The 25,376-nt window shown below is 35.7% G+C and carries 31 protein-coding genes; 10 read left to right on the top strand and 21 right to left on the bottom strand.

Annotated features, from left to right (window positions below):
- Positions 1-79: 79 nt before the first annotated feature.
- Positions 80-928: a glucose PTS transporter transcription antiterminator GlcT gene (glcT, locus tag H280_RS0101750; RefSeq protein ID WP_020059388.1), complete on the bottom strand. Its 849-nt coding sequence runs from the start codon at positions 926-928 to the stop codon at positions 80-82.
- A gap of 164 nt (positions 929-1,092) precedes the next feature.
- Between glcT and H280_RS0101755 the strand changes: the two genes are divergently transcribed.
- Positions 1,093-1,908 (top strand): Cof-type HAD-IIB family hydrolase, encoded by an 816-nt coding sequence (locus H280_RS0101755; RefSeq protein WP_020059389.1) that lies wholly within the window; start codon positions 1,093-1,095, stop codon positions 1,906-1,908.
- Positions 1,909-1,936: 28 nt separating this feature from the next.
- On the opposite strand, the gene phnF is transcribed toward H280_RS0101755, so the two are convergent.
- The 5 genes from phnF to H280_RS0101780 form a co-directional block, all read right to left on the bottom strand.
- Complete coding sequence (gene phnF, locus H280_RS0101760) at positions 1,937-2,668, bottom strand: phosphonate metabolism transcriptional regulator PhnF (protein WP_020059390.1); 732 nt, start codon at positions 2,666-2,668, stop codon at positions 1,937-1,939.
- Positions 2,669-3,808 (bottom strand): N-acetylglucosamine-6-phosphate deacetylase, encoded by a 1,140-nt coding sequence (gene nagA, locus H280_RS0101765; protein ID WP_028411062.1) that lies wholly within the window; start codon positions 3,806-3,808, stop codon positions 2,669-2,671.
- Positions 3,809-4,389: 581 nt separating this feature from the next.
- The gene (locus H280_RS0101770) at positions 4,390-5,292 is read right to left on the bottom strand and encodes a ComEC/Rec2 family competence protein (RefSeq protein WP_020059392.1); all 903 of its coding nucleotides are present in this window, start codon (positions 5,290-5,292) and stop codon (positions 4,390-4,392) included.
- 77 nt (positions 5,293-5,369) lie between these two features.
- Positions 5,370-5,942, bottom strand: coding sequence for an SMC-Scp complex subunit ScpB (gene scpB / locus H280_RS0101775; protein ID WP_028411063.1), 573 nt, complete (start codon positions 5,940-5,942; stop codon positions 5,370-5,372).
- Between the two features lie 88 nt (positions 5,943-6,030).
- Positions 6,031-6,762, bottom strand: a complete 732-nt coding sequence (locus tag H280_RS0101780) for a segregation/condensation protein A (protein ID WP_020059394.1) — start codon at positions 6,760-6,762, stop codon at positions 6,031-6,033.
- 181 nt (positions 6,763-6,943) lie between these two features.
- On the opposite strand from H280_RS0101780, the gene H280_RS24560 reads away from it, so the two are divergent.
- Both H280_RS24560 and H280_RS0101790 read left to right on the top strand, forming a co-directional pair.
- Positions 6,944-7,030, top strand: coding sequence for a YjcZ family sporulation protein (locus tag H280_RS24560; protein WP_196810697.1), 87 nt, complete (start codon positions 6,944-6,946; stop codon positions 7,028-7,030).
- Between the two features lie 116 nt (positions 7,031-7,146).
- Positions 7,147-7,665, top strand: coding sequence for a DUF309 domain-containing protein (locus H280_RS0101790; protein WP_020059396.1), 519 nt, complete (start codon positions 7,147-7,149; stop codon positions 7,663-7,665).
- A gap of 17 nt (positions 7,666-7,682) precedes the next feature.
- Here the strand turns inward: H280_RS0101790 and H280_RS0101795 are convergent, their stop codons facing one another.
- Both H280_RS0101795 and H280_RS0101800 read right to left on the bottom strand, forming a co-directional pair.
- Entirely contained in the window at positions 7,683-8,048 is a 366-nt protein-coding gene (locus tag H280_RS0101795; protein WP_020059397.1) for a GNAT family N-acetyltransferase, read from the bottom strand.
- 243 nt (positions 8,049-8,291) lie between these two features.
- On the bottom strand, positions 8,292-8,729 hold the full coding sequence (locus tag H280_RS0101800) for a peptidylprolyl isomerase (RefSeq protein WP_020059398.1): 438 nt from the start codon (positions 8,727-8,729) through the stop codon (positions 8,292-8,294).
- A gap of 208 nt (positions 8,730-8,937) precedes the next feature.
- On the opposite strand from H280_RS0101800, the gene H280_RS0101805 reads away from it, so the two are divergent.
- Entirely contained in the window at positions 8,938-9,804 is an 867-nt protein-coding gene (locus H280_RS0101805; RefSeq protein ID WP_020059399.1) for a DUF1002 domain-containing protein, read from the top strand.
- Positions 9,805-9,884: 80 nt separating this feature from the next.
- Here H280_RS0101805 and H280_RS0101810 read toward each other — a convergent pair whose 3' ends face one another.
- The 12 genes from H280_RS0101810 to H280_RS0101865 all read right to left on the bottom strand — a co-directional run bounded on the left by H280_RS0101810 (position 9,885) and on the right by H280_RS0101865 (position 18,962).
- A complete protein-coding gene (locus H280_RS0101810; protein WP_028411064.1) occupies positions 9,885-10,691 on the bottom strand; it encodes a Cof-type HAD-IIB family hydrolase in 807 nt (268 codons plus the stop codon).
- 90 nt (positions 10,692-10,781) lie between these two features.
- The gene (locus tag H280_RS0101815; RefSeq protein WP_020059402.1) at positions 10,782-12,254 is read right to left on the bottom strand and encodes a spore germination protein; all 1,473 of its coding nucleotides are present in this window, start codon (positions 12,252-12,254) and stop codon (positions 10,782-10,784) included.
- A complete protein-coding gene (locus H280_RS0101820) occupies positions 12,232-12,810 on the bottom strand; it encodes a stage V sporulation protein AE (RefSeq protein ID WP_028411065.1) in 579 nt (192 codons plus the stop codon). Before H280_RS0101820 ends, H280_RS0101815 begins: the two co-directional genes overlap by 23 nt.
- A 5-nt stretch (positions 12,811-12,815) precedes the next feature.
- Positions 12,816-13,166 carry a stage V sporulation protein AE gene (gene spoVAE, locus H280_RS0101825; RefSeq protein ID WP_020059404.1) on the bottom strand — a complete coding sequence of 117 codons (351 nt, stop codon included), beginning with the start codon at positions 13,164-13,166 and terminating at the stop codon, positions 12,816-12,818.
- A gap of 3 nt (positions 13,167-13,169) precedes the next feature.
- The gene (spoVAD, locus tag H280_RS0101830) at positions 13,170-14,183 is read right to left on the bottom strand and encodes a stage V sporulation protein AD (RefSeq protein ID WP_020059405.1); all 1,014 of its coding nucleotides are present in this window, start codon (positions 14,181-14,183) and stop codon (positions 13,170-13,172) included.
- 37 nt (positions 14,184-14,220) lie between these two features.
- Positions 14,221-14,676, bottom strand: a complete 456-nt coding sequence (gene spoVAC, locus H280_RS0101835) for a stage V sporulation protein AC (protein WP_020059406.1) — start codon at positions 14,674-14,676, stop codon at positions 14,221-14,223.
- An 11-nt stretch (positions 14,677-14,687) separates the two neighbouring features.
- A complete protein-coding gene (locus tag H280_RS0101840; protein ID WP_020059407.1) occupies positions 14,688-15,104 on the bottom strand; it encodes a stage V sporulation protein AB in 417 nt (138 codons plus the stop codon).
- On the bottom strand, positions 15,097-15,717 hold the full coding sequence (locus tag H280_RS0101845; protein ID WP_020059408.1) for a stage V sporulation protein AA: 621 nt from the start codon (positions 15,715-15,717) through the stop codon (positions 15,097-15,099). Before H280_RS0101845 ends, H280_RS0101840 begins: the two co-directional genes overlap by 8 nt.
- A 91-nt stretch (positions 15,718-15,808) precedes the next feature.
- On the bottom strand, positions 15,809-16,567 hold the full coding sequence (gene sigF / locus H280_RS0101850; protein WP_020059409.1) for an RNA polymerase sporulation sigma factor SigF: 759 nt from the start codon (positions 16,565-16,567) through the stop codon (positions 15,809-15,811).
- A 12-nt stretch (positions 16,568-16,579) separates the two neighbouring features.
- Positions 16,580-17,020 carry an anti-sigma F factor gene (gene spoIIAB, locus H280_RS0101855; protein ID WP_020059410.1) on the bottom strand — a complete coding sequence of 147 codons (441 nt, stop codon included), beginning with the start codon at positions 17,018-17,020 and terminating at the stop codon, positions 16,580-16,582.
- Complete coding sequence (gene spoIIAA, locus H280_RS0101860; protein WP_020059411.1) at positions 17,021-17,371, bottom strand: anti-sigma F factor antagonist; 351 nt, start codon at positions 17,369-17,371, stop codon at positions 17,021-17,023.
- A 412-nt stretch (positions 17,372-17,783) separates the two neighbouring features.
- Positions 17,784-18,962: a D-alanyl-D-alanine carboxypeptidase family protein gene (locus H280_RS0101865; RefSeq protein ID WP_020059412.1), complete on the bottom strand. Its 1,179-nt coding sequence runs from the start codon at positions 18,960-18,962 to the stop codon at positions 17,784-17,786.
- A 166-nt stretch (positions 18,963-19,128) separates the two neighbouring features.
- Here H280_RS0101865 and H280_RS0101870 point away from each other — a divergent pair, with 166 nt between their 5' ends.
- The 6 genes from H280_RS0101870 to H280_RS0101895 are packed head-to-tail and all read left to right on the top strand — an operon-like array spanning position 19,129 to position 24,772.
- A complete protein-coding gene (locus H280_RS0101870) occupies positions 19,129-19,548 on the top strand; it encodes a GntR family transcriptional regulator (protein WP_020059413.1) in 420 nt (139 codons plus the stop codon).
- Positions 19,514-20,395: an ABC transporter ATP-binding protein gene (locus tag H280_RS0101875; RefSeq protein WP_020059414.1), complete on the top strand. Its 882-nt coding sequence runs from the start codon at positions 19,514-19,516 to the stop codon at positions 20,393-20,395. Before H280_RS0101870 ends, H280_RS0101875 begins: the two co-directional genes overlap by 35 nt.
- A complete protein-coding gene (locus H280_RS0101880; RefSeq protein WP_020059415.1) occupies positions 20,385-21,464 on the top strand; it encodes an ABC-2 transporter permease in 1,080 nt (359 codons plus the stop codon). The genes H280_RS0101875 and H280_RS0101880 overlap by 11 nt, the downstream gene beginning before the upstream one ends.
- A gap of 48 nt (positions 21,465-21,512) precedes the next feature.
- Entirely contained in the window at positions 21,513-22,571 is a 1,059-nt protein-coding gene (locus H280_RS0101885) for an ABC transporter permease subunit (protein WP_020059416.1), read from the top strand.
- Between the two features lie 12 nt (positions 22,572-22,583).
- Positions 22,584-23,654, top strand: coding sequence for an ABC transporter permease subunit (locus H280_RS0101890; protein ID WP_020059417.1), 1,071 nt, complete (start codon positions 22,584-22,586; stop codon positions 23,652-23,654).
- 50 nt (positions 23,655-23,704) lie between these two features.
- Positions 23,705-24,772, top strand: a complete 1,068-nt coding sequence (locus H280_RS0101895; protein ID WP_020059418.1) for an ABC transporter permease subunit — start codon at positions 23,705-23,707, stop codon at positions 24,770-24,772.
- Positions 24,773-24,788: 16 nt separating this feature from the next.
- Here the strand turns inward: H280_RS0101895 and H280_RS0101900 are convergent, their stop codons facing one another.
- A complete protein-coding gene (locus tag H280_RS0101900) occupies positions 24,789-25,334 on the bottom strand; it encodes a hypothetical protein (RefSeq protein ID WP_020059419.1) in 546 nt (181 codons plus the stop codon).
- Positions 25,335-25,376: the final 42 nt, after the last annotated feature.

The raw sequence follows: 25,376 nt of genomic DNA on the forward strand, positions 1-25,376 counted from the left end.
GAACTTTGTACTATTGATTATACATAACAATTGTAAGCGATTCAATAACTTTTTTTAACGTTTACATTTTCGACAAAATTTAAACTTGTTCAACCTTCATTAATCGCTGTAAGTGCATCGTTAAATAAATCGTTTCCGCATCATACACAGGCAGTTGTAATTGTTTTTGCATGACTTTTACAAGTTTCCAAGCCAAATTATAACACTTTGGAAATTCAGCTTTTAAAAGATCTGCAAAATTTTGTGATTCTTCCACTTTCTCACCTTTTTTTACCCGTTCAATTGCATATTGCAGATGACGAACAAGACGTAAATAATGAATGCTCTCTTTGTCTAACACGATTTGTAAGTTTGTTTCAATTAAAGAAATAAGGTGGGCAATTAATTTAGAATTTTGATTAACAGAAGATAATTCAGAGTTTGTAACAGAGCTATAAATATGCAGTGCAATAAATCCAATCTCTCCTTCAGGCAGATGAATATTTAAGCGGGAATTAATTAATTCTACAACTTCTTCTGCAATTTTATATTCTTTTGGATACAACACTTTTGTTTCCACTAAAAATGGATTATCAACTGTAAATCCTTGCTTTAATCGCTTTATTGCAAAAGCAATATGATCCGTTAAAGCAATATGAATATGCTCATTTAACGGTGTTTCTACTCGATCTTGAATATAAAACATAAGATCGTTCATTAATTCAATCAATTTCTCACTCACATGCGGAACAAGAAGTTTGTATTGTTCGCGCTCACGTTCGTTTGTTAATACAAACATTTTCTCAATTTGTTCTACCTGCAACATCTCTGTTGCTTTTTTCCCAAATCCAATTCCTTTTCCTATGACAACAACCTCTTCATGTTCTGGATGAACAGCAATAATAACATTATTATTTAAAACTTTTTTAATTTCGAGACAATTATTCATACAACACCACCCCCGCGCGTAAAACGTCTACTTTCATGTTACAGAACAATCTTATTTTTCGTCAATGTCAAACATCTGCCATTTTAGAAATGTCATTTTTTAGACATGACTGTACGAGATGCGTATAATGTAATGGCATACGTCTAATCGAAAGGAGAAATAGTATGATTAAAATGTTTATAAGTGATATTGATGGCACGATGATGCAACATGGAGGTGTAATCGATAACCAAGATGTACATGCACTGCGTAGCCTTGCTGACCAAAATATAACTCTTTGTTTCGCATCTGGACGACTTGATAATGAGATTGCCGATTTAATGAATAAAGTTGACATTAACTTTCATAGAATTAGTGTGAATGGAGTATTTGTATATACACACGAAAATAAACAACTATTATCTGCAACATTTGATTCTACTATTTTACCCGAACTGTTGTCTATAACAAACAAAGAACCATTCTTTCGTTATGTAAGTGATGAACATAATTATTATATTGAAGAAAAAACACCATTTATTCATGAACTCGAAAAGCGGGTAAAAATGACTTCCGTTGAAGAACCAAACTTGCTCGAAAAAATTGATACGACAATTTTCCCAAATAAAATTTCAGTCGGTGGTACAAAAGAAGATTTAATTATTCTTCAAAAACAAATTGAAGAAAATTTCAAAGGAAAAGTAAGTACTTTTATCTCTGCCGAGCAATGTTTAGATGTAATGCCCCCAAACATTAGCAAAGGTTCCGCTATTTCTGTTTTATTAAATGAATTTAATATTGGGCCTAATGAAATGGCTTGTATTGGTGATTCTTATAATGATATTCCTATGTTTACTTTAACACATCATAGCTTTGCAATGTCCGGTGCAGACGATGAAGTTAGGCAACATGCATCACATATTGTTCCTTCTGTCAAAGATGCGATTGAATATGTTCTTCGTTATAATGAAGAACATAAAAATACGACTCCCTCCTTATAAGGATGAGTCGTATTTTTATTTCACTACTTTACTTATTGCGTGAAATATTCGTAATAAATTTATAACGATCTCCTCTGTAAATACATTTCACATATTCCAGGGGCAAATCATCCTCTGCATACGACCATTGTCTCATTACAAGCACTGGCGCTTTCTTCGGTATATGAAGATGCTCTGCCTCTTCGTCTGTTGCAATAGACGCTTCAATAGATTGCGTAGCACGAACTAGCTTAAAACCTAGTCTTTTTTCTAAGTGTTCATACAATGATTGCTGCAAAATTTCTTCATCAATATCTTTCACAAGAGATGGTGACAAATACGTTGTCTCAAACGCAATTGGCTCTTCATCAGCTAAGCGGATACGCCTTACTTCGTATACCGATTCTCCCTCTTGAATTCTAAGCCTATCTGCTATTTTATCAGTAGCTGGAACAAGGAGAAAGCTTAATAACACACTACTCGGTTTCATTCCACGAGAGAGCATATCCTCTGTAAAACCTGTCAAACCTTGCAACTTTTGTTCAACTTTCGGAAGTTGTACAAAAGTGCCAATTCCACGCTTTCGATATAAATAACCTTGTTCAACTAAGTTATTAATCGCCTGTCTGATTGTCATTCGACTTACTTCAAACTTATCACATAACTCATTTTCAGATGGAATTTTATCTCCCGGCTTCCATTCACCGTATTCAATTAGTTGCTTCACCCATTCTTGAATCTGATAATAGATCGGAAATGGTGAATACTTGTCGATGTTCATTTATTTCCCCTCTTTCATATGAATTCCTAATCGAACTGTATCTTGTACGTATAAATCCTCAGACATAATAACAAAATCTGCATCTTTTCCAGTTTCTAAAGCTCCTTTATTTACTAAACCAAATTCCTCAGCTTGGTTAACTGATGTCATAAGAACAGCTTCTTCAATGGAGCATCCAGTAAACGCTATTACGCCACGCAATGCTTCATCCATTTTCAAAATACTACCTGCTAATGTGCCATCTGCTAATCGTGCACTACCACCTTTTACAATAACTGGTTGTCCGCCAAGTTCATATAATCCATCTGCTAAACCTTTTGCACGCATCGCATCTGTAATAACACTCAATTTTTTCGGGCCTTTTAATTTATAGGCTAATTTCACCATATCCGGATGAATGTGAATGCCATCTGTAATCACTTCGACCATTATATCTGGATTTAACAACACATGACCAACTGCGCCTGGTTCACGGTGATGCAAACCACGCATTTGATTGTAAAGATGTGTTGCATGCGTAATGTTTCTACCAATTAATTGTTCATTCGTTGCATCCGTATGTCCCATCGTACCAATAACACCTGTTTTTGCAAGATATTGTTCAAACTCACGAGCACCTTCTTCAGGAGCATATGTTACGAGTTTAATTAAATTTCCACTTACTTTTTGCCATTGTTTAAATTGCTCAATATTTGCAGGGACAATGTATTCTAGCGGCTGTGCACCTGCACGTTTTTTTGAAACGTATGGGCCTTCTAAATGAATATATTCGAAATGCGCACCTTTTTCCTTTGCTTCTTTTGCAGCATTCAATGCTGCTTCAATTACTTCAGGAGACTGTGTCATTGTTGTTGGAAAAAAAGTTGTAACTCCTTCTTGTAGCATCTGTTTACCAAGAGTTACTAATCCGTCGCCATCTGCATCCATTGCATCAATACCGTATCCACCGTGAATATGAATATCAATCATGCCTGGGATGACTATATTCCCTTTTATATCATGAATTGTTTCATTTTCTTGTGGTACATACTTAGCCATCAATCCTAGATCTTGAATTTGATCAGTGTAACGAATAAAACCTCTTTCTAAAACTTCACGACCTGTATAAATTTTGGCATTGATGACAACTTGCGTTTTCATTTTCATCGATCCTTTCTTGTGTAATACCCACTTGTATTATTATCTATTTATCTATCTTTATCATAATATATACACAAATAGTTGTCTATACATTAAGAGCGGATTTATAGTATATAAATACAAGTTGATTTTTTAACATATAAGTCGTTGCTATGCAGAATAAAACATGGCGGCTACTTGCTTTCTACCTTTGTTTTAAACTTTACACGTGGCAGGAAAAAAAGGCACTGACCGCCTCTATGCATGGCCAGTTGCTCTGGTCTTCTCCCCTAAAAAAGTGGTTTTTATGTTATTTTTTCAATTTGCATTTATATATATGGGATTATTTATTCAAAAGGACACATTTATAATAGATGAAGAAATCGATAATTACTTTATTTATTTTTGTAACTAAATTCAAATTTTAGAATTATTTTAACAGTATATACCGTCTGTTGAGAGCGCTTTATAAAAAGACTTTTAACAGACGGTATAACAAAGAAAGCAACTACACTTCTAAAACTACATTAATATAATACATAAAAACGTTTTATTAAATGGATATCAAGAAAACTGTAGAACATCACTGCATTATACTTATATTACTTTAACAGCGGTAAAGATAGCTTATGCTGAATAGTAATGTTTTCACCATCTGTTTCAATTTCAACATCACTTTTTATAGTAGTATGTACAGTGACACCATACCGATTTAAACGTTTCATTACACTTCGATGAGGATGACCGTACGGATTTTTTTTGTCATATGAAATAATAGCAAATTGCGGCGCAACAGCTGTTATAAACTGTTCACTCGTTGATGTATATGACCCGTGATGGCCAACTTTTAATACATCCGCATGAACATCATATTTCCTTATAATGTCTTCCTCAGTGTGTGTATCAGCATCCCCCATAAATAAAAAATCAGCCTTACCATAACGAATTTTCAATACAATAGATGACTCATTATTTTCTCGTTTTGCTTTTCCATCATTTAATACTTGAATAGCAATATGAGGATCCAGGGGAATATACTGTCCTTCTTTTACACGTAAAAATGGAACTCCTCTTTTTTTAATGCTTCTTATATACGTATGATATGTAAACGAACTATATAATTTCCCGCTATCTAGCACAAGCGCAACCGGCATTTGTTCAATAATTGGAATTAACCCTCCGATATGATCCATGTCAGGATGTGTACCGATGACAACATCTAGACGTTTAATTCCTTTTTTCATTAATTTATCAATAATAGGTTCCCCAGCTTCATACGGTCCACCATCAATTAAAATTGTTTTCCCGTTCGGTAAAGAAATAATCGTTGCGTCTCCTTGTCCAACTCTTAAAAAACTTACCGTCATCTTACCTAAATGCGTACGCTGACTTGAAAAGGAGGAAGCCGTATGTATAGAAGCATACTGACGCGTGGGGGATGTACTATTTAAAGTTATACATAATATTGCTGCAAATAGAAAAAGAGCGATACGCACATCTTTCATACACCTTCTCCTTTTTCTATTTAGTATGACGCAGCTTGGATTTCATATACAAAAAAAGCTTGGCAAAATGCCAAGCTTCACTTCGAAATTTCTTGTAAAGAACCAAAGAATAAATCCGCTTCATTTATTCCTTCTCCGTCTTCTGATAGAGAAGGTAGTTCGTCTAATGTTTGTAATGCAAATGTATCTAAAAATTCTTTTGTTGTGCCGTATAAAATGGGACGTCCCGGCCCTTCTGCACGTCCTACTTCTTTAATTAATAAATGAGATACAAGCGTTTGCAGGGCCCGATCTGTTTTCACACCGCGAATCTCTTCAATTTCTGTTCTTGTAATTGGCTGGCGATAGGCGATAATCGCTAATGTTTCTAACGCCGCTTGCGATAAAGATGTAGCTGTTGGTGCATCCATCAATTTTTGATAATACGGTGCGTGCTCTTTTTTCGTTGTAAAACGATATACTTTTGCAAATTGAACAATTTGCAAACCTCGGTTCAATTGTTCATATTCTTCCTGCAGTTCTTCTACAAGTTTTATTATCTCTTTCACTTCTACCTCTAATACTTTTGCAATTTGTTCTGGGTAGATCCCTTCATCTCCCGCTACAAATAACAGTCCCTCTATAACTGCCTTTTGTTCTTGTCTATCCAACGCTAAAAGCTCCTTTCCCACATTCTTTATCTCCATATACGTCATAAAGACCGAACATCGGTATATTGCGTTCGGTCAAAGATTACAGCTATTGTTTCTTTAAAAAGATTTCATCAAAATTACGCTCTTGCTCAATAACAATTTTCTGATGTTTCATGAGTTCCAAAATTGCTAAAAATGTAACAACGACCATATCTCGACTATCATCTACAAATAAATCATAGAAACTTTGGCGACCGCCTGCAAGGTCCAATTGCTTTAAAACAGCTTCCATTCTTTGCTCAATGGGGATTTCCTGCCTAGTAACTGTAGCCGTTACTGGGCGCTGTATTTTCTTTCGGCGCATGAGCTTTTGAAACGCTGCTAACATATCATATAACGTAACGTCAATCGGCAACTTTTCATCCTCTTCTTTTTGAAACATCATATAATCAAGAGGTGGCCGTGTATATAACTGTGCTCGTTCTTGTTCTTTCTCTTTTAATTGAGTAGCAACTTGCTTATATTTCTTATACTCAATTAGGCGCTCCATTAACTCTTGCCGAGGATCTTCCATAAACTCTTCACTGCTATCCTCTTCATCCTCTTCATACTTTGGAAGCAACATTTTGCTTTTAATTTGTAATAGCGTCGCAGCCATTACTAAATATTCACTTGCAACATCAAGCTGCAATTCCTTCATCGTATGGATATATGATAAATATTGTTCTGTAATTTCCGCTACAGGAATGTTATATATATCAATTTCATAACGATTAATTAAATGTAATAGTAAATCTAAAGGGCCTTCGAATGCCTCAACTTTAAAATTATATTGCACAAATCATCCCACCACAATTTTTCTGTAACATCCTAAGTATAGTGCATACTCATACACTATCCAACCTTTTTCAAAAAATTAATTAAAAATAGACGTATACCTAGGCCACAATGCCCATCCCCTTCATATGATAACAGTGTAATGAGTACATTGTAGGAGGTTACAAACTATGGGACAGCATATTTCTGGAGGTTTCCACGGCGGATTTGCTCTACTAGTTGTGTTGTTTATTTTATTAATTATTGTCGGCGCAGCTTGTTTCTGCTAACTGACATAAAGCGACTAGAGCACTCTCTAGTCGCTTTATATTTATGCTACAATATATAAATCCAAATCAAAATGGATTCATATATATGCACACTACTTGGAATAGGAGTGAAAAACATGTATCACGGAGCATACATACAGTTTTTAATTCATTTTCATAGTGATTATGATTACTTTGAATGTCATGAAGTTTTAGAAGAACATTGGAAAACAAAGCCACGCGGAGAGCGAGAACAGCATTGGGTTGGACTTATCCAAATTGCCGTCGCTTTATATCACCATAGACGCTGTAATTGGAACGGCGCCCAGAAAATGATGAAAAGTGCGCTATTCATTTTACAAAATAAAAAACAGCATATAGAGGCATTAGGTTTAAACTATTCCAAACTACTATTGCTTCTTGACGAGCGATTGCACATCATACAAAATCATGAACCTTATACAACATTATTTCTCCCGTTTGCTGATTCGAATTTAGAGAACATATGTATACAATTATGCAAAGCGAAAAGATTTCCTTGGAAAGACACTTCTTTCACACCAAGCGAGGACATTATTCATAAACACTCCCGTCGCAATCGTGAAGGTGTGATTGCCGAGCGAAATATGCAATTAAAAAAGAAAAAGCAGGGATAATGTTATCTCTGCTTTTATTAATACACGTTCTGTTCAATTTCTTTGCACTTCTCACAGAAACTAGATGTTTGGTCATTTCCGCATACCGTAATATTCGGCATCGTAATTTGTAATTCTTGCACCATTTTTGTTCCAATTCCAGCATGACGATGTGACGGATTTACACTAATATGCTGTATTTCTAATACATCTTCTTCTCGTTTTAACGTCCCGATAATCCCAACAATCGCTTCATCTTCTTTCCATAAGTAAAGCTGCCAATCATCGTTTTGTTCATAATCCTTCATCGTCGCTTGCAATCGCTTTATATCTTTTTCCATTGGCATAAAAGAAAGAAGTCCCATTGCAATTTTTTCATAACTTTTTTTAAAACGAATTAACATGAAATTTATCCCTTCTTACAAAAGTTACAAATCATATCCCCTTAATCAGCATGTTCATATCATGTCTATTTTACAACATTTCTAACCTACTGAGAAGGCTTGCCTAAAACAACTTTATAATCATACAAAGACGGGCAGAGGAAGTCAAATGTTGATATTCTGTTTATATTATGCTAATAACATTGTATGATTCGTACCTATATAAATAAAAAAAGAGAGAGCATTTTGCCCCCTCTTAACATTTTACTCTTCCCAGACTTTAACTTCTTTCATAACATCGCCTTGACGCATATTTAATACTGTTTCGATGCCACTTGTTGCTTTTCCAAATACAGTATGAACACCATCTAAATGCGGTTGTGGTTCATGTACAACAAAAAACTGGCTTCCTCCAGTATTTCTTCCAGCATGCGCCATAGAAAGTGCACCTACTGTATGCTTGTGAGGATTACCATCTGTTTCACATGGGATTGAATAGCCTGGTCCACCAGTCCCATTTCCAATAGGGCAGCCCCCTTGAGATACGAAACCAGGAATAACGCGGTGGAATGTTAATCCATCATAAAATCCTTCGTTAGCTAATTTTCTAAAGTTTTCTACTGTTTTTGGTGCTTCTTCTGCGAAAAATTCTAATTCGATTTTTTCACCGTTTTCCATTAATATGTATCCTAAAGTTTTCATGTATAATAAGCTCCTTTCAACAATCTCAGCCTTATATTACCACAATCACTATAATAAACAAAAATATTATTGTGAAAACCTTTATAAAATCCGACAATCCTACTGTTTCTTTCACAAATCATCCTTAAGACGGATGACAAATACAAAAAATATACTATAATTACTTTGTTGCCCGAAAATTTCAGAAAGAGAAAGGGAGCGATTTTTCGTGAAAACGAAATTGTTAGCACTGCTATTAGCTGTAATGGTTTTTTTAATTCCAACCGCTTCATATGCAGACATTATTGAGGGAGAGTCTATTGTTACATTAGGAGAAAACTTATCAGAACAGCAAAAACAACAGCTTCTCCAAGAAATGAAAGCGCCAAAAGATGCGCAAATTATTACGGTATCAAATGCAGAAGAACATAAATATTTAGATGGAGTTGTACCAAACGCTCAAATCGGTACGAAAGCAATTTCTTCTTCTATGATTACGTATACCAAAAAAGGATCTGGTCTTGTTGTACAAGCGCATAATATCAATTGGGTAACAGATGCAATGTATACAAACGCATTAATTACAGCAGGTGTAAAGGATGCGAATATCTACATTACAGCACCATTTAAAGTATCCGGAACTGCCGCTTTAACAGGCCTAATGAAGGCCTACGAGACAGCAGCGAAAAAGGAAATTCCAGAAGAAGTTAAAAAAGTAGCTAATGAAGAAATGGTTCAAACTGCAAAACTTGGTGACCAAATCGGAAATGACAAAGCTGTACAACTTGTTGCCAAAGTTAAAGAAGAGATTGCAAAAGAACAACCAAAAACAACAGAAGATTTACGCTCACTCATTAAAAAGATTGCAGATCAACTTGGAATTACATTAACTGATGAACAACTTGATAATTTAGTAACACTCTTTGACAAAATGAAAAACTTAAACATTGATTGGGATCAAGTTAGTAACCAATTAAATAAAGCGAAAGAACACGTTTCAGCGTTTCTAGGTTCTGAAGAAGGTCAAGGATTTTTAGATAAGTTAAAAGGCGTATTCTCTAGTTTTATTGATTTTATTAAATCTCTATTTAAGTAATAAAAAGCTCGTTTGTAACGAGCTTTTTTCTTATCCCGTTATTCGTGGGCAATAAGCCCCCCTCTGATAGAAGTTTCACTTTATGCTAACAATGGTAGTTTCATAATTGCTTCTTCTACTGAACGAACAACATGACTCGCTTTTTCTTTCACATATGGATGAGCGTGATGCAATGTAAAAGAATGCGGCGTCACAGAAAACATAGAAACATCATTAAAAGAATCTCCAATACACGCTACTTCATGAGCTTCAACTTGTAAATGTTCCATTAAAAGCTGCAGTGCACTCCCCTTACTAATCCCAATTGGCATAATATCCACATATTTTTTCCCTGAAATTACGACTTCTGCTTCGCCTTGAAACTGCTTTCGCAACTCTTGATCTAACATTGTAACTTTTTCTTCTTCCGCATAAACAAATAATTTTGCCGGGTGAATAGTTTGTCCAAACTCTTCCTCTAATGTCTCTATTTCTGCGATTTTCCCTTGAATATATTCTTCAAACATATAATGATGTTCATTTTTCTTTTTTGTATATCGATGCTCTTTTGCACACACAATATCCGCCAACTTTTTTTCATGTATATATCTATATATTTCCCGGGCAACCTCACCATCAAAAGTTGATTCGTTTAACAGTTCTCCTTCTTTCGTAAATAAAACGGCGCCATTTAATCCTGTTGTATAATAAGGGAAAGCGAACTGTTTCACAACAGCGTGAATGCGGTGGGTAAAACGACCAGAAGCAAAACAAATATTTGTACCTTTCTCCGCTAGCCAGCATAATGCTTTTTCATCGTCACGATGAATCCGATTCACGTTATAAACGAGTGTGTCATCTAAATCGCTAACAAATAATTTAATCATGTAATCTCCCCTTCCATACATCATATTTACTTTTAGTGTACAGAAGAAATGTTATGTTTTTGTTAAAACCAGATAAATTTAAAACAAAAAGAGCAGAATTTATTCTTCTGCTCATTCTTGCCTCTTTATATTTTGAGGATGGACGATGCTAGGACGTACCTTTAAACTAGAAATAGATGGACGTATTAAAATCTTAACCAATGCTCCCCAATCAAATGGAAGAAATGGCCAAAGATATGGTGTTTGTAAACTTCTAATGGATGCTAAAAATAAAACTAACACTGTCATTCCAATAACAAATCCTATTTCTTGAAATAAAGCAGTACATACAATCAGGAATAGCTTACCAACCTTATTCCCTAACCCTAATTCGTAACTTGGCGTTGCATAAGATCCAATCATAGAAATCGCAGTATATAAAATAACTTCTGGTACAAATAGACCGACATTGATTGCAATTTGACCAATTAATATAGCTGAAATTAACCCAGCTGCTGATGACAGCGGCGTTGGTGTATGGATTGATGCCATCCTCAGAAATTCCAGCCCTACTTCTGCTAAAATAATCTGCAAAGCAATTGGTATATTAGTCACTTTATTCGGTCCAATAAACGCTAACTTTTCTGGTAATAATGCAGGATCCATTACAAACGCAAGCCAAAGCGGTAATAAGAACAGAGAAAATACAACTCCAAGAAAACGAACCCAGCGTAAAAATGTTCCAACAGCAGGATTTTGCCGAAATTCCTCTGCATGCTGTAAATGATGAAAATATGTTGTCGGTGTAATAATTGCGCTAGGAGAAGTATCTGTCAACAGTAAAACGTGTCCTTCTAGTAAATGATTCGCAGCGACGTCTGGTCTTTCTGTATAACGAATAAGCGGAAAAGGATTGTATCCTTGTTTCACAAGAAACTCCTCAATTGTTTTATCGGCCATTGTTACACCGTCGATTTGAATATTTTCTATTTCTTGCTTTATTATTTTCACCAAATCTGGATTCGCAATATCTTGTATATATGCAATACAAAGATCTGTGTGTGACCGCTCTCCCACCCGAATAATTTCATGTCGCAAACGCGGATCACGAATACGTCTCCGAATAAGAGCTGTATTTACAATAATATTTTCAACAAATCCATCGCGCGCACCTCTGACAACTTTCTCTGTATCCGGCTCTGTCGGAGTTCGTCCTGGATAGCTGCGAACATCGATTACAAAAGCTTCTGTTTCTCCCTCAACAAAAATAACGATTAAGCCTGATAACACTTGTAATATGACATCATCCATCGTCTTTACTTTACTTACTTGCTGATGAATCAGACGATTTTCTAACAACTTTACCGTACCTTCTCCATACCTTTGTATTTCATTTGTATTAATAGCCTCTTCGAGAATGTGTATGATATAGTTTGTATCACATAAACCATTCACAAACAAAACACCAATTTCTTTATCTAAAATATGAAATTTACGAATTCCCACATCAAAGGTAACGCCAAGTCCCACGGTTTGCTTCAAATAATTTTCATTGTCACTTAAAAATGAAGAAATTGGTATACTAGTCTTTTTTGTGTTGGTCATAAAACCCACTCCTTTCTAAAATTAATTGAATTGCTTTTCTTGTAATTGGTGACCCACGTTTCCGATCATCATTGCCATACATTTTCCCAATATCACCGATTCCAACAATAATCGGAACATGTAATTCGTCTAAACAGTAAACGGTATCACCGTTTATTCTTCCTATTTCAATATCCGCCAATCCAAATTTATCAACGCCATATTCAGTTAATCGCCCTTCTCGATCGACACTTACATCAACACGTGTCCATTCCCAATGATGCGTATTAGAAGCAACAGCTAACACGCCAAGTACATCGATTTGTTTATTCGTTGCTACATATTTTAATGCTTTTTCTCCTGATCCTTCCCCTATATATCCACTATCATCAAACATAACAAAAACCGGGTCATGTGGTGTTTGCATGATAAGCTCAACAATCTTTCTCCCCGTTAATTTCGTTGGATTACTTTGCGTGGCCGAAATGCATCGTCCACCAAATTCTTTTGCCAGTAACTCGATTGTTCGCTGTGCATATTCATCTCCGTCTGTCACCAAAATAACCCTTCTTCTCATCTTATTTATCCTTTCGGTTTAAAAATAAGTGCTGCTATAAATGCAAACAAAATCGCTGCTGAAATTCCAACAGATGTTAACTTAAACATTCCCATTCCAATCCCAAGATAACCATGCTTTTCTGCCGCTTCCATCGCACCATGCAATAAAGAATGACCAAAACTTGAAATCGGAACAGTCGCTCCCGCTCCTGCAAACTGAATCAGTTTGTCATAAATGCCAAAACCATCTAAAATAGTACCAACTACTACGAAGATCGCCATAACATGTGCAGGTGTTAATTTCGCAAAATCTAACAGAAGTTGTCCGACAACACAAATCGCTCCCCCAACTAAAAACGCATATATAAATTCCACATATTACACCCCTTTTATTCTTTCAAATACGATACCGTGTGCAATCGTTGGAATCGATTCTTTTTGTTGAATCATAATTGGATTTAACAAAGCACCTGTTGCTACGACAAAAATCCGCCCTAAATTCCCCTTGTTCATTTCTTTCATTAAATGTCCATATGTTACAACTGCGGAACAAGCACAGCCACTTCCTCCCGCAAATACTTGCTGGTCACCCCTATAAATCATTAAACCGCAATCATTATAAACATTCCCTAAATCGTAGCCTTCATCTAACAACAGCCGCCGCGCAATTGGTGTTCCAACTCCTGATAAATCACCTGTCACAATCAAATCGTAATCGACAGCACTTCTGTTTAAATCTTCAAAATGCTGCCTAATTGTATGAGCTGCAGCAGGGGCCATTGCAGATCCCATATCAAACGGATCTGTTATACCTAAATCTTGAACTTTTCCAATAGTTGCTGATGTGACTTTAATTGCACTTCTTTCCCGACTAATTAAAGCTGTACCAGCTCCTGTAACAGTAAATGTTGCTGTAGTTGGTTTTTGCCCTCCATACTCTGTTGGATAACGAAATTGCCGTTCAGCAGTGGCATTATGACTACTGACTGTTGCTAACACGCGATTTGCAAATCCACCATCAATAAATGCTGCGCCAACAGCTAGCGTCTCCATCGAAGTGGAACACGCTCCAAACATGCCTAAAAATGGAATCGACAGCTCTCTAGCAACATAATTTGCCGTAACGGTTTGATTTAATAAATCTCCTGCTAAAAATAAATCAATATCAGATGCTTGCATCTTTTCTTTTCGCAATGCATGTTGAATCGACTCTCTCATTAACCTTCTTTCCGCTAACTCCCAGCTTTCTTCTCCGCAGTGCAAGTCATCATATGTAATATCAAAACTATCTCCAAGCGGCCCCTTTGCCTCATTTGGTCCAACAGCCGTACCTGTTGCATTCACATATACATCGTTTTGAAATAGCCACGTTTGTTTCCCAGTTAATCTCATCTATCTTCTCCTTTACTTACATAAGATGAAACTTCTATCATTGGAGGAGCTTCCATGTATACCGAATGAGACCGACAACATACGCCCCAACAACTCCAAATACAATGACACTTCCAGCAATTTTGAACATATTTGTAGCAACCCCAAGAACAATCCCTTCGCTGCGATGCTCCATTGCTGCACTTACCATTGAATTCGCAAATCCAGTAACCGGGATTGCTGACCCAGCTCCTGCAAATTGGCCAAGCTTATCATATACACCAAGTCCTGTTAAAATAGCTGACAGTAATATTAACGTTGTGATTGCCAGATTCCCTGCATTTTTCTCCGTAAAATCAAAATAGTGTATATACATCTTCATCAAAGCTTCACCTAATGTACAAATAAGCCCTCCCACAACAAAAGCCTTCATACAATTCATCATATAATTAGGTTTTGGATGATACTCTTTCACCTTATTCGTATAATCATCCTTTAATTTATGCTGCGCCATTGACATACCTCCTATTTCACAAAATAAATCCAATGAAATAAAGATCCTACTACCTTGCCAAGAACAAGTGCGATAAGAAGAATAACAATTTTTCCATCAACCCCAACACGTTTCGCTAATATTGGAAGTACATTCAGCACTTCTGTTAAAGCAGCAGCAAGCATTCCGATAAATGTGCCGCATAACAATCCAAGGAGCAAAAGCCAATACGGTGAAGCCAATAATGTAACATCACGTAAACTGCACCACGTACCGCTTAGTGCACCGCTCACAACAGCCCATTCATAATATTGCACACGATGACCACTTTTCGTTAACTGAGCGAGCCTTGGAATCATACCTAATACAGTTAAAAATGCAACGTATCCTCCTCCAACAGCAATGCCACCAGCAAATCCAATAAAGATTATCCCAATACATTCAATCATTTTGGATGTTCTTTATCATTTCTTTGTTTTCGTTCATCATTACATATTGATCGAGAGATTGTTGGTATTGGAACATTTCAACTTCTAATGGGCTTGGTTCCTCATTAATACGCTTTTGAAATACGTGATTAAAAAAAAGAATCATTCCAAGTCCAAGCCCTAACGAATATGGGATTTGAAATAAAAGTGGCTTTTGGTTACTTTCTCCTGTAATCATGTAATACAAACGTTGATGCACTTGCTGCATACTAACGTCCTCATGAAAATAAATAATCGCAAGAGCCGCTCCGACAAATAGTAATAACCACACCATTCCAAAGAAAAATGGATTTACTTGTTTTTTTTCGTATACAATTTCAACAATCGTTTGTACTGAACCGAGCAAATTAATTTCTAAACTGCTAGAATACTGCCAAATAGCTTGAATCACTTTCATCACATCAATTACAACATGCGTTTTATCTTTCTTTGTAATTTTGTATATAACCTGTCGTTTTATCTCATCTACAATACGTGACTCTCCAACTACTTGTGCAACGTCACCAATTTTAATCTCATAAGCAGGCGACACTTGTAGACGATTCCTCATCTTTACATATATCGTTTGCTCCACTCCAATCACCTCTTAACTATTCCTCGTAGTTGTAGTATGGATATTGGAAATTTTTCTAATACAACTTTTTTAAAATAAAAAAACGAATAGACTATTCGCCTATTCGTTCCTTCATTTGTTTTAATATTTTCTTTTCCAGCCTCGATACTTGTACTTGAGAGATCCCTAAACGCTCTGCTACTTCCGATTGTGTCTGGTCTTTATAATACCGCAAATAGACAATCAACCGTTCACGCTCATCTAATTCACGAATTGCTTCTTTTAACGCAATCTTATCAAACCACTTTGTTTCAGAGCGATCCGCAATTTGGTCTAAAATAGTAATAGGATCACCATCATTTTCATACACCGTTTCATGTATCGACGATGGTGTCCGACTTGCTTCTTGCGCCATTACAACTTCTTCTGGCGTTAGTTCTAACGCCTCTGCTATTTCGGTAATTGTCGGTGCACGACCATACTCCTTTGATAATTCATCTTTCATTTTACGAATTTTATTTCCCATTTCTTTTAACGAACGACTTACTTTCACTGTTCCATCATCACGTAAAAAACGCTGAATTTCTCCAATAATCATTGGAACTGCATATGTTGAAAACTTTACATCAAAAGATAGATCAAACTTGTCGACAGATTTTAGCAACCCAATACAGCCAATTTGAAACAAGTCCTCCGGCTCATAACCGCGATTTAAAAAGCGTTGTACAACGGACCAAACAAGCCTCATATTATTTTGAATAATTAAGTCTCTCGCTCCTTGATCGCCCTGTTGACTCCTTTTAATTAATTCTTTTAATTCCTGATCCTTTAACTGCCCTTTTCCTTTTTCACTTCTGACCTCTATGTCCATAGGCAATTCTCCTTAATTGCATAGAGCGTTACTTTTTGATAGATGCTTCGTCAAATGGATCGTTGTCCCGAAAGATTCATTAGAAATAACCTCTACTTCATCCATAAAATTTTCCATAATGGTAAATCCCATTCCAGAACGCTCTAATTCGGGTTTAGTTGTAAAAAGGGGTTGCCTTGCTTCATCTAAATCTAGAATTCCAATCCCTTCATCACGAATTGTTAACTTTACCATGCCATCTTCCAAAATAACCGTAATATACACAATGCCATCTGAATTCCCTTCATATCCATGAATAATGGCATTCGTTACTGCCTCAGACACGACGGTTTTCACTTCCGTTAACTCTTCCATTGTTGGATCGAGCTGCGCAATAAAAGCGGCAACTGTAACGCGAGCAAACGATTCATTTTGACTTAATGCAGAAAATTGAAGGTTCATTTCATTTCTCATCTATGCCACCCCCAATGTTGCGAGCGCATGGGCTTCATTTTCTTCTAAACGAATAATTTTAAATAGCCCTGACATCTCAAATAAGCGCTTTACAGCAGGAGAAATTGCACAAACAACCATTTCGCCGCCTAAACTTTTGACATGTTTATATCTTCCTAATACAACACCAAGGCCAGAACTATCCATAAATGCTAATTGTCCTAAATTTAAAATAATATGATGAACATGATGCGTCTCAATCATATCAGTTACTTTTGCTCGCAACTCTTCAGCAGTATGATGATCTAGTTCGCCTGCTAAACGAACACATAAGACGTCACGCTTTACTTCTAAATGGATGGAAAGACTCACTCTATTTCCTCCTTACATTCAAAATTCGCGTATACACGCAAAATATATAAGAAGTTTTTCTCTAAAATAAATGTAGAATCCTTCCACCTGACAAAAGAAGTACTATTTCGTCATAAAAAGAACCTTCTCTATAAATACAAATCAAAAACCGACATAAAGTGAAACTTTAATCAGTGGGGCCCCCGCTGATTATTAGCCCTCACCAATCGGGCTTTTACGGGCAGTTTATCACTCACCTAACTTCCTTGCTTTCGCCGAATTTTGAGGTGGGAGTATTACTGCCCGCGAATAGCGGGATAAAACCATTCTGTTTCGGTAGGCGAGAGCATCTGGCCACACATAGAAGCAGTCAGCTCCCTTTTCTGCCACCTACAAGATAAAACAAAGGGAGAAAGCGGCAACTATATTGCCGCTATTTCGATGTTGAAAACATCCCAAAACTTCGTTTAAATAACTCCCACCAGCTCGCTGCTGCAACATCTTCTTTTGCAACAATTGTTTGTTTGAGTAGCACTTCATTCCCTTTTTTAATGACAAGTGTACCTAAAGCATCTCCTTTTTTAATTGGAGCTTTCACCTTCTCTTCAGCAACTACTTCTTTTTTAATATTCTTCATTGCTTCTCCCTTTTTCATTAGGAGGGACACATTTTCAGAAGCTACTAAGTCGACTGTTTCTTTTTTTCCTTTCCCTACTTTTACCGTTTGAATTTTTTCACCTCTTGTATACATCTTTTTCGTCATATATTGACTAAATGCATAATCAAGAAGCTTGGTTACTTCCGCATTTCGTTCCTTTGATGTTGGAGAGCCCATAATGACAGAAATGACACGCATCCCATTTCGTTCTGCCGATGCTGTTAAACAATATTTTGCTTCTGTTGTAAATCCTGTTTTCACACCGTCAACACCTGGATAGAAACGGACAAGCTTATTTGTATTTACAAGCCAAAATTTCTTATCCGTATCTTCACGTAAATAATCTTCATATTTCCCTGTATATTTACGGATTAATGGGTATTTCATCAATTCCTTTGCCATAACGGCCATGTCATATGCCGTTGAATAATGATCCTTTGCTGGAAGACCTGTTGGATTTTGAAAATGAGTATTTTTTAGTCCTAAATCTTTTGCTTTTTTATTCATCCTATCTACAAATCCTTCTTCTGACCCAGCAATGTGTTCAGCAACGGCAACTGATGCGTCATTTCCAGATGCTATAGCAATGCCCTTTAACATTTCATCAACTGACATTTCTTCACCAGGTTCAAGGAAAATTTGTGAACCTCCCATAGAAGCAGCGTGTTCACTCGTTCTCACTTTATCTGTCAGTTTTAATTTTCCTTTTTCAATTTGTTCCATAATAAGTAACATGGTCATAATTTTTGTCATACTAGCAGGGGGCAACTTTTCATTTGGATTTTTGTCAAACAAAACTTTCCCTGTGTCCTGCTCAATTACAATTGCTGACGATGCTTGTTCCGCTAGTTTTGGTTTTGTTTCCGCTTCTTTTTTCTCAGACTGTGCAAAACCAACTGGAACAGCGGAAAGCAATAACATGAAACAAACAAGTATTCCTATTAATCGCTTCATGACTAACCCTCCATTCTATATCAAACCTATTTTTTCCAAACGAAGGGGTTTTATACCATAATTTTCTAAAAACATGATTGACAAACGATAATGCACCATATATTGTATTAAGTGTATTATATCTATTAGTACACTTATACTTTTTATTAGAAAGGAGACTTTGCTCTTGCACATTCAACTAGATCCAAGAAGCAACACTCCGATATGGGAACAAATTGTTCATAATGTTAAAGAGCTCATTTTAAGAGGGATGCTCGAATCTAGCGATAAACTTCCTTCCGTTCGTGAACTCGCCTCTTCACTCGTCATTAATCCAAACACGGTGAGTAAAGCGTATCAAGAATTAGAGCGACAAGGCATTATCGAAACGCTGCGCGGCAAAGGAACATTCGTCTCGCAATCCATCACTCCCGCACAAGATGAAAGGAAAATTGCTATGGTAGAAAAACAATTCCATCAATTGTTACTAGAAGCTTCGTATCTTGGTATTTCAAAAGAAAAAATTCATGATTGGATTGATTCATACTATAAAGAATTAGGAGGAAATACGCATGTTAAAAGTGACGAACATAAAGAAAACAATTGATAATCAAACGATATTAGAAGATATTTCATTTACTTTAAAAAAGGGGAGCATTGCCGGATTACTCGGAAGAAATGGAGCCGGAAAAACAACACTATTACGTACACTCGTTGGGATTTTAACTCCAGATGAAGGAACCGTTACATATAACGACGTTGACGTACACAAGCATCCTGAAGTAAAACAAACAGTTGTATACGTTCCAGACTCTACAAATGTATTAAGCGGATACACAGTAAAAGAAATCGTAAAATTCTATAAAGCAGTCTATCATAATTTCAATGCAGACTATTTCTATGAGTTACTTGAGCGTTTTAACTTACCAGACAAACGCATTCGTAGCTACTCCCGCGGAATGAAGGCACTATTGGCAATGATCTTAGCCTTTTCTACTGGCGTAGAATACATAATTTTAGATGAGCCAACAAACGGACTTGATCCAATTGTAAAAAGACAAATCTTACAATTTTTAATTGAAGAAGTAGCAGAACGTGAAATTACCATTCTCATTTCGACACATCACTTAGATGAAATTGAAAAAATCGCAGACACAGTCATCATTTTAAAAGATCATACCATTGCATCAATTACAGCTTTAGACGATACAAAATCGCGATATGCAAAAATTCAAGTCGCTTATGAACGTTCACTACCACAAAAACTAGAAAACTTAAGTAATGTGAAAGTATTACAACAAACCGGAAAAGTATACACCGTTTTAATCGAGGGCAATGTAGCAACTACGTTAGAAAAATTTCATAAAGAGCAGCCGCTCTTATTAGAAGAATTGCCAATGTCACTTGAGGATGTCTTTGTTACGGCTTTTGAGGAGGGGTCACATGTTTCATAAAGCGTTGTGGATGCGAACATTTAAACAAGGGAAATATGTACTGCTACTCTTTTGGTTAAGTAGTTTACATACACTTCCTTATGCATATTATAGTGCTGCACAATCAGAGTTTCGACAGTCAAAAATGAAATGGGATCATATATATTATTATTCCTATTCTTTTCAAACAGATGAACCTGTCGTGATACAAGGCATTGTGCTCATCGCACTCGCTTGTGTTTTAATTGGATGGGAACGCAGCAATCAATCAACCGATTTCCTTTTCTCTATGCCTTTTAAACGAAAAGATATTTTTCTAACAAAATGGTTGTTTGGTATTGTCAATATTATAATCGTAAATTTTGTTTGCTGGATTAGTATGTGGGGAATCAAAAAAGTCTCTTTTCATAATGCTTATCAGGATTTCAGTCCGTTTCATACTTATTTTGTTTACCTAACAATTGTGCTAATTGCTATTTATACATTCTCTTTATTCATCGGAACAATTACTGGAAATATTTTTTCACAAGGCACTTTAACTGCGGTCATTTTATATCTTCCGTATGGTTTAAATTTATTAGTATCTGGATTTGTTTTTGTTCATACTGGAGGAGCAACTGAGGATCTATATAAAATTGAGGGTAAAACTGGATATTACTTAGAACAAGTAAGCATCATTGCACCGTTCCATGAATTTTATATTAGTTACAACTACCAGCCTGAAATGACATTTGATCGTGGCGGTCATAAAACCTCAGAATCACATACCGTAGACCCTATGGAGAAAACATCGATTCCACCTGTTTGGAAATTGCTGAATCCATTCGTTTATATTATTCTATTTTTACCATTAGCGATCATTTTATATACACGCTCTCCTAATGAACAAAATGGGAAAACTCTATTGTTTCCACAGCTACAGAAATGCTTTATCGGCTGTACAGTCCTTTGCTTTGCATTACTCGCAGGACGAATATTTGGAATAAGTGCTTTATGGATTTACTATGTAACCTTTTTAGGAACAGGATTTATTAGTTATATGATTTTAACTCGCTTACTAAAATGGAAGTTTTCTTTTAATGGAAGATAACGATATTTTTAATCAAGATGCGAACACATACAAATAGAGGTGAATTACATGTTCCATAAAGCACTATGGATGCGAAACTGGAAGCAGGGAAAATATGTTGTATTGCTATTCTTTTTCGGCTGTCTCTACTTTTTTCCATATAAATATTATCAAGCAGCAAAGCAACAACTTAATTTTTATCACAAATATCACACAGAAGGAAAGTTTTATTATGAATATACTTTTTATTCCTCTGATAGTTTTTGGATAGCCTTTATTGTAATTGTCTTAGGATGTCTCTTAATCGGGTGGGAACGTAGAAATCAATCTGAGGACATGCTTATGGCGATGCCGTTTAAGCGACGTGATATTTTCTTATCAAAATGGCTCTTTGGAGTTATTCATATTGTAGGTTCTTTTTTCATAATTTGGATACTTATGTATCTCATTTACAAGTCAACAATTCACATTGAATATCAATCATTTTATCCATTTAACCGATACTTTCTCTATGCAATTGTTTCGTATATAGCAATCTATACAGCTACCTTATGTATTGGAACATTTACAGGAAGCATTATTTCACAAAGTATCTTTAGCATTACTTTTTTAATTATGGGGTGTGGCGTATTTTCACTAGGACTCTCTTTTCTAACTACTCATTGGAATGCAATTGACAAAGAAAGTTATGGGAAAAGGGTTGACACAATTTATGAACTTAAAGACAAAACAAGTATTTCCGCTCCTATAAACAAATTTACTATTGGTTACGATTATGATCCAAAACATCGTCGAACTGATGATACTGAAAATACTCTAAAAGGTCCTGCATTTCATCAATTTTATTCTGCCAAAGCAATGCTGGTTCCTGTCTTTTATACCATTTGTTGCTTACTACTTGGCATATTTCTTTTTACACGGACACGAAATGAAAATAATATGAAAATCTTTCTTTTTCAAAAACATCGCTTGCTATGGATATGGGGGACTACACTATACTTTGCTTTAATAGGTGGACGGGTTTCAAATCCTTTTGGCTTATTATTGAAATATTACGTCGGCTTCTTTTTACTTGGGAGCATCACCTATTTCATACTATCTCGTGCTACCAAATATAAAATTTTTTAAAGGAGCGATCCTATGTTTCAAAAAGCACTATGGCTTCAAACATATAAGCAAAGTAAATATATCGTATGGTTATTTTGGCTCATTAACTTCTATCTACTATCGTGCAGATATTATTTTGCAGCTGCAGAACAACTAAACTATTTTCACGATAATATGAAATGGGGTTATCGTTTTCATTACCACTATATTTTTCCTGAAGAAACTATAATAATACAAGGTGCACTTGTTATTGTTTTAGGTTGTGTAGTCATCGGCTGGGATCGTCACAATCAATCTATCGATCTACTTTGGTCGATGCCATTTAAGCGAACACATATCTTTCTTACAAAATGGCTATTTGGTGTATGTAATATTTTGAGTGTTCTAGTATTGAACTGGGGGATTTTTGCTATTTTGAAAAAAACAACTTTTCATAATAAGTATCAAATATTTTCACCTTTTCACTATTATTTTCTATACGCAGCAATCGTACTCGTTGCAATCTATACGTTAACGCTATGTATTGGAACAATTGCTGGAAATGTTGTTTCACAAGGTCTGTTAACTGCAATTGTTCTTATTTTACCTTTCGTATTGTCCATTTTGATTGCTGGGTTCATTTCTGTTCATACGAATCATTCGTATGCTAACACTTACGAACGAGAAAATGCATATACAAATAATGTCGAAAAATTCACTGTCTTTTCACCTATGATACATTTTCAAATTTGTTTTAGTTACGAACCCAAGTCTGCCTATACAGATAAAACAGGAAAACGAATCAATGAACCTAACTTTAGTTCTATTCCGTCTCTTTGGACATTAATAAGTCCTATTCTGTATACACTGATTTTATTACCATTAAGTATGTACTTATACACTCGGTCACCTAACGAACAAAACGGAAAGATACTACTTTTTCCGAAGTTACAAAAGCTCTTTATCATTTGTACCGTAACATGCTTCGCCTTGCTTGGTGCTCGTTTACTAGGAGGAATCAATTCGTTAGTAGGTTATTATGTCGGTTTTCTAGGCACAGGAGTTATTACTTATCTCATTTTATCTCGCCTACTAAAATGGAAATTCTCTTTCAGTGGAAGATAACAGTACTGGTTTAACCAATAAAAATACACGTATAAATCGAGGTGAATTGTATGTTTCATAAAGCATTGTGGATGAGAAATTGGAAGCAAGGAAAATATGTCATTGCGTTATTTTGGCTTAGTACCTTATATCTTTTACCATATCAATATTATAGCGACGCACTACACAAAGCTAAATACTTACGTGAAACGACGAATACGTATTATTCCTATTATTTGAGCGGAGAAAATTATACTTTTTTCCCGGGCCTACTTTTAATTGCATTAGCTGTCATATTAATAGGCTGGGAGCGTCATAATCAAACAAATGATTTTTTATGGGCTATGCCATTTAAACGTTCACATTTATTTTTATCAAAATGGTTGTTTGGTACAGTTCATATCATAAGTACACTAAGCGTGAGCTGGGTCCTTATGTATATTGTCTATAAAACTACGATACACGCCGATTATCAATCATTCACACTGTTTCATCTATACTTTATTTATAGAATCATGACATTAATTGCAATTTATACACTAGCTCTTTTTATCGGAACCATTACAGGAAATATTGTTTCACAAGGTGCGCTAAGCTATATTTTATTGATTTTCCCAATTTACATTTCTCAGCTTGCGTTTCCTTTCTTTGCATTACATGTTGATTTATCAGAAAAAGAATATACTCAGGCCTATCATAAAAGTTCCATGTATATAGAAAATATAAGTACATTTGCTCCACTTAAACATTTTGAAATTAACTATAACTATCAACCACAAAAAGAAGCTGGAAAAGATGAACATGGAGATGTACATATAGGACCTGCTTATCATCATATTCCGTCTGCATGGACACTACTAAGCCCAGCAATTTATATACTTATTTGTCTGCCACTAGGAGCCTATTTGTATGCACGTTCACCAAATGAACAGAATGGAAAGATATTGCTATATCAAAGACTTCATGTCTATTTCTTACTATGTACTTCCATTTGTTTCGGACTTCTTGGCAGCGAAGTTTTCACTGATGACAGTAAATCTATCTCGCTTCACTATATGTATTTTATTGGGTGTGGCATTTTGACATATGTTATTTTACAGTGGGTGTTAAAACGTAAACTTTTTTTATATGCAAAATAGCCTCCTAGTCAGGAGGCTATTTTACATTCTTTCTTCTTTCACTATAATTCTTCTCCTCATCTGTCCCAAATCCATTACCATTTGCCACAATTTGATCCGTTGGTGCAACAATACTTTCAGCAATTTTCCAGTCTCCATACTCTCGTACAAATACTTGTAAAAAGTAGTTCGTTCCATTCATTTGATATATGTTTTCTTTTTTCACATCATACTGCACAGCTAAATAGTACACTTGTACATTTTCTTTTCCGAATTTTGATACGTACTGCGAAACTCGCGGCATATAAACGGAAGCTTTCGTTAGTGACATTTGTTTTATACCGACGAGAGAAGAATGTTTTATATTATGTAAAGTATCTTGATGATGAATGCGATCATTATGATGAAATAATACAGACGTTTGCATTGAACGCATCCATAGCTTTGAATATAAAACCGTTTTATGATTGGAGAGATACTCCAATTCTTTTTGAACAATTTGATTTGGAGACGCTGCACGTATCTCAGTGCCGTAACATAATAAACAGATACCGATAATGCCAAAAGAAACAATACGCTTCATTGTCTGCCTCCTATTCCATATACGTAAAGTATAGGAATTTCA

The sequence above is a fragment of the Bacillus sp. 123MFChir2 genome (assembly GCF_000383235.1).
Lineage (GTDB): Bacteria > Bacillota > Bacilli > Bacillales > Bacillaceae_G > Bacillus_A.

Bases quoted from the DNA above. Each gene is read 5' to 3' on its own strand.
- H280_RS0101800 (WP_020059398.1), bottom strand. From the start codon at position 8,729: ATGAAAACTTTAGGATACATATTAATGGAAAACGGTGAAAAAATCGAA.
- H280_RS0101820 (WP_028411065.1), bottom strand. From the start codon at position 12,810: ATGAGAAGAAGGGTTATTTTGGTGACAGACGGAGATGAATATGCACAG.
- H280_RS0101795 (WP_020059397.1), bottom strand. From the start codon at position 8,048: ATGTTAATTCGTTTTAAAAAAAGTTATGAAAAAATTGCAATGGGACTT.
- H280_RS0101755 (WP_020059389.1), top strand. From the start codon at position 1,093: ATGATTAAAATGTTTATAAGTGATATTGATGGCACGATGATGCAACAT.
- H280_RS0101900 (WP_020059419.1), bottom strand. From the start codon at position 25,334: ATGAAGCGTATTGTTTCTTTTGGCATTATCGGTATCTGTTTATTATGT.
- glcT (WP_020059388.1), bottom strand. From the start codon at position 928: ATGAATAATTGTCTCGAAATTAAAAAAGTTTTAAATAATAATGTTATT.
- nagA (WP_028411062.1), bottom strand. From the start codon at position 3,808: ATGAAAACGCAAGTTGTCATCAATGCCAAAATTTATACAGGTCGTGAA.
- H280_RS0101840 (WP_020059407.1), bottom strand. From the start codon at position 15,104: ATGATTGAATGTATTGGGATAATCTTTATTGGATTTGCTGGTGGCATT.
- spoVAC (WP_020059406.1), bottom strand. From the start codon at position 14,676: ATGGCGCAGCATAAATTAAAGGATGATTATACGAATAAGGTGAAAGAG.
- spoVAD (WP_020059405.1), bottom strand. From the start codon at position 14,183: ATGAGATTAACTGGGAAACAAACGTGGCTATTTCAAAACGATGTATAT.
- H280_RS0101865 (WP_020059412.1), bottom strand. From the start codon at position 18,962: ATGAAGCGATTAATAGGAATACTTGTTTGTTTCATGTTATTGCTTTCC.
- H280_RS0101790 (WP_020059396.1), top strand. From the start codon at position 7,147: ATGTATCACGGAGCATACATACAGTTTTTAATTCATTTTCATAGTGAT.
- H280_RS0101880 (WP_020059415.1), top strand. From the start codon at position 20,385: ATGTTTCATAAAGCGTTGTGGATGCGAACATTTAAACAAGGGAAATAT.
- H280_RS0101885 (WP_020059416.1), top strand. From the start codon at position 21,513: ATGTTCCATAAAGCACTATGGATGCGAAACTGGAAGCAGGGAAAATAT.
- phnF (WP_020059390.1), bottom strand. From the start codon at position 2,668: ATGAACATCGACAAGTATTCACCATTTCCGATCTATTATCAGATTCAA.
- H280_RS0101875 (WP_020059414.1), top strand. From the start codon at position 19,514: ATGTTAAAAGTGACGAACATAAAGAAAACAATTGATAATCAAACGATA.
- H280_RS0101895 (WP_020059418.1), top strand. From the start codon at position 23,705: ATGTTTCATAAAGCATTGTGGATGAGAAATTGGAAGCAAGGAAAATAT.
- spoIIAB (WP_020059410.1), bottom strand. From the start codon at position 17,020: ATGAGAAATGAAATGAACCTTCAATTTTCTGCATTAAGTCAAAATGAA.
- H280_RS0101815 (WP_020059402.1), bottom strand. From the start codon at position 12,254: ATGACCAACACAAAAAAGACTAGTATACCAATTTCTTCATTTTTAAGT.
- H280_RS0101890 (WP_020059417.1), top strand. From the start codon at position 22,584: ATGTTTCAAAAAGCACTATGGCTTCAAACATATAAGCAAAGTAAATAT.
- H280_RS0101770 (WP_020059392.1), bottom strand. From the start codon at position 5,292: ATGAAAGATGTGCGTATCGCTCTTTTTCTATTTGCAGCAATATTATGT.
- sigF (WP_020059409.1), bottom strand. From the start codon at position 16,567: ATGGACATAGAGGTCAGAAGTGAAAAAGGAAAAGGGCAGTTAAAGGAT.
- H280_RS0101810 (WP_028411064.1), bottom strand. From the start codon at position 10,691: ATGTATGGAAGGGGAGATTACATGATTAAATTATTTGTTAGCGATTTA.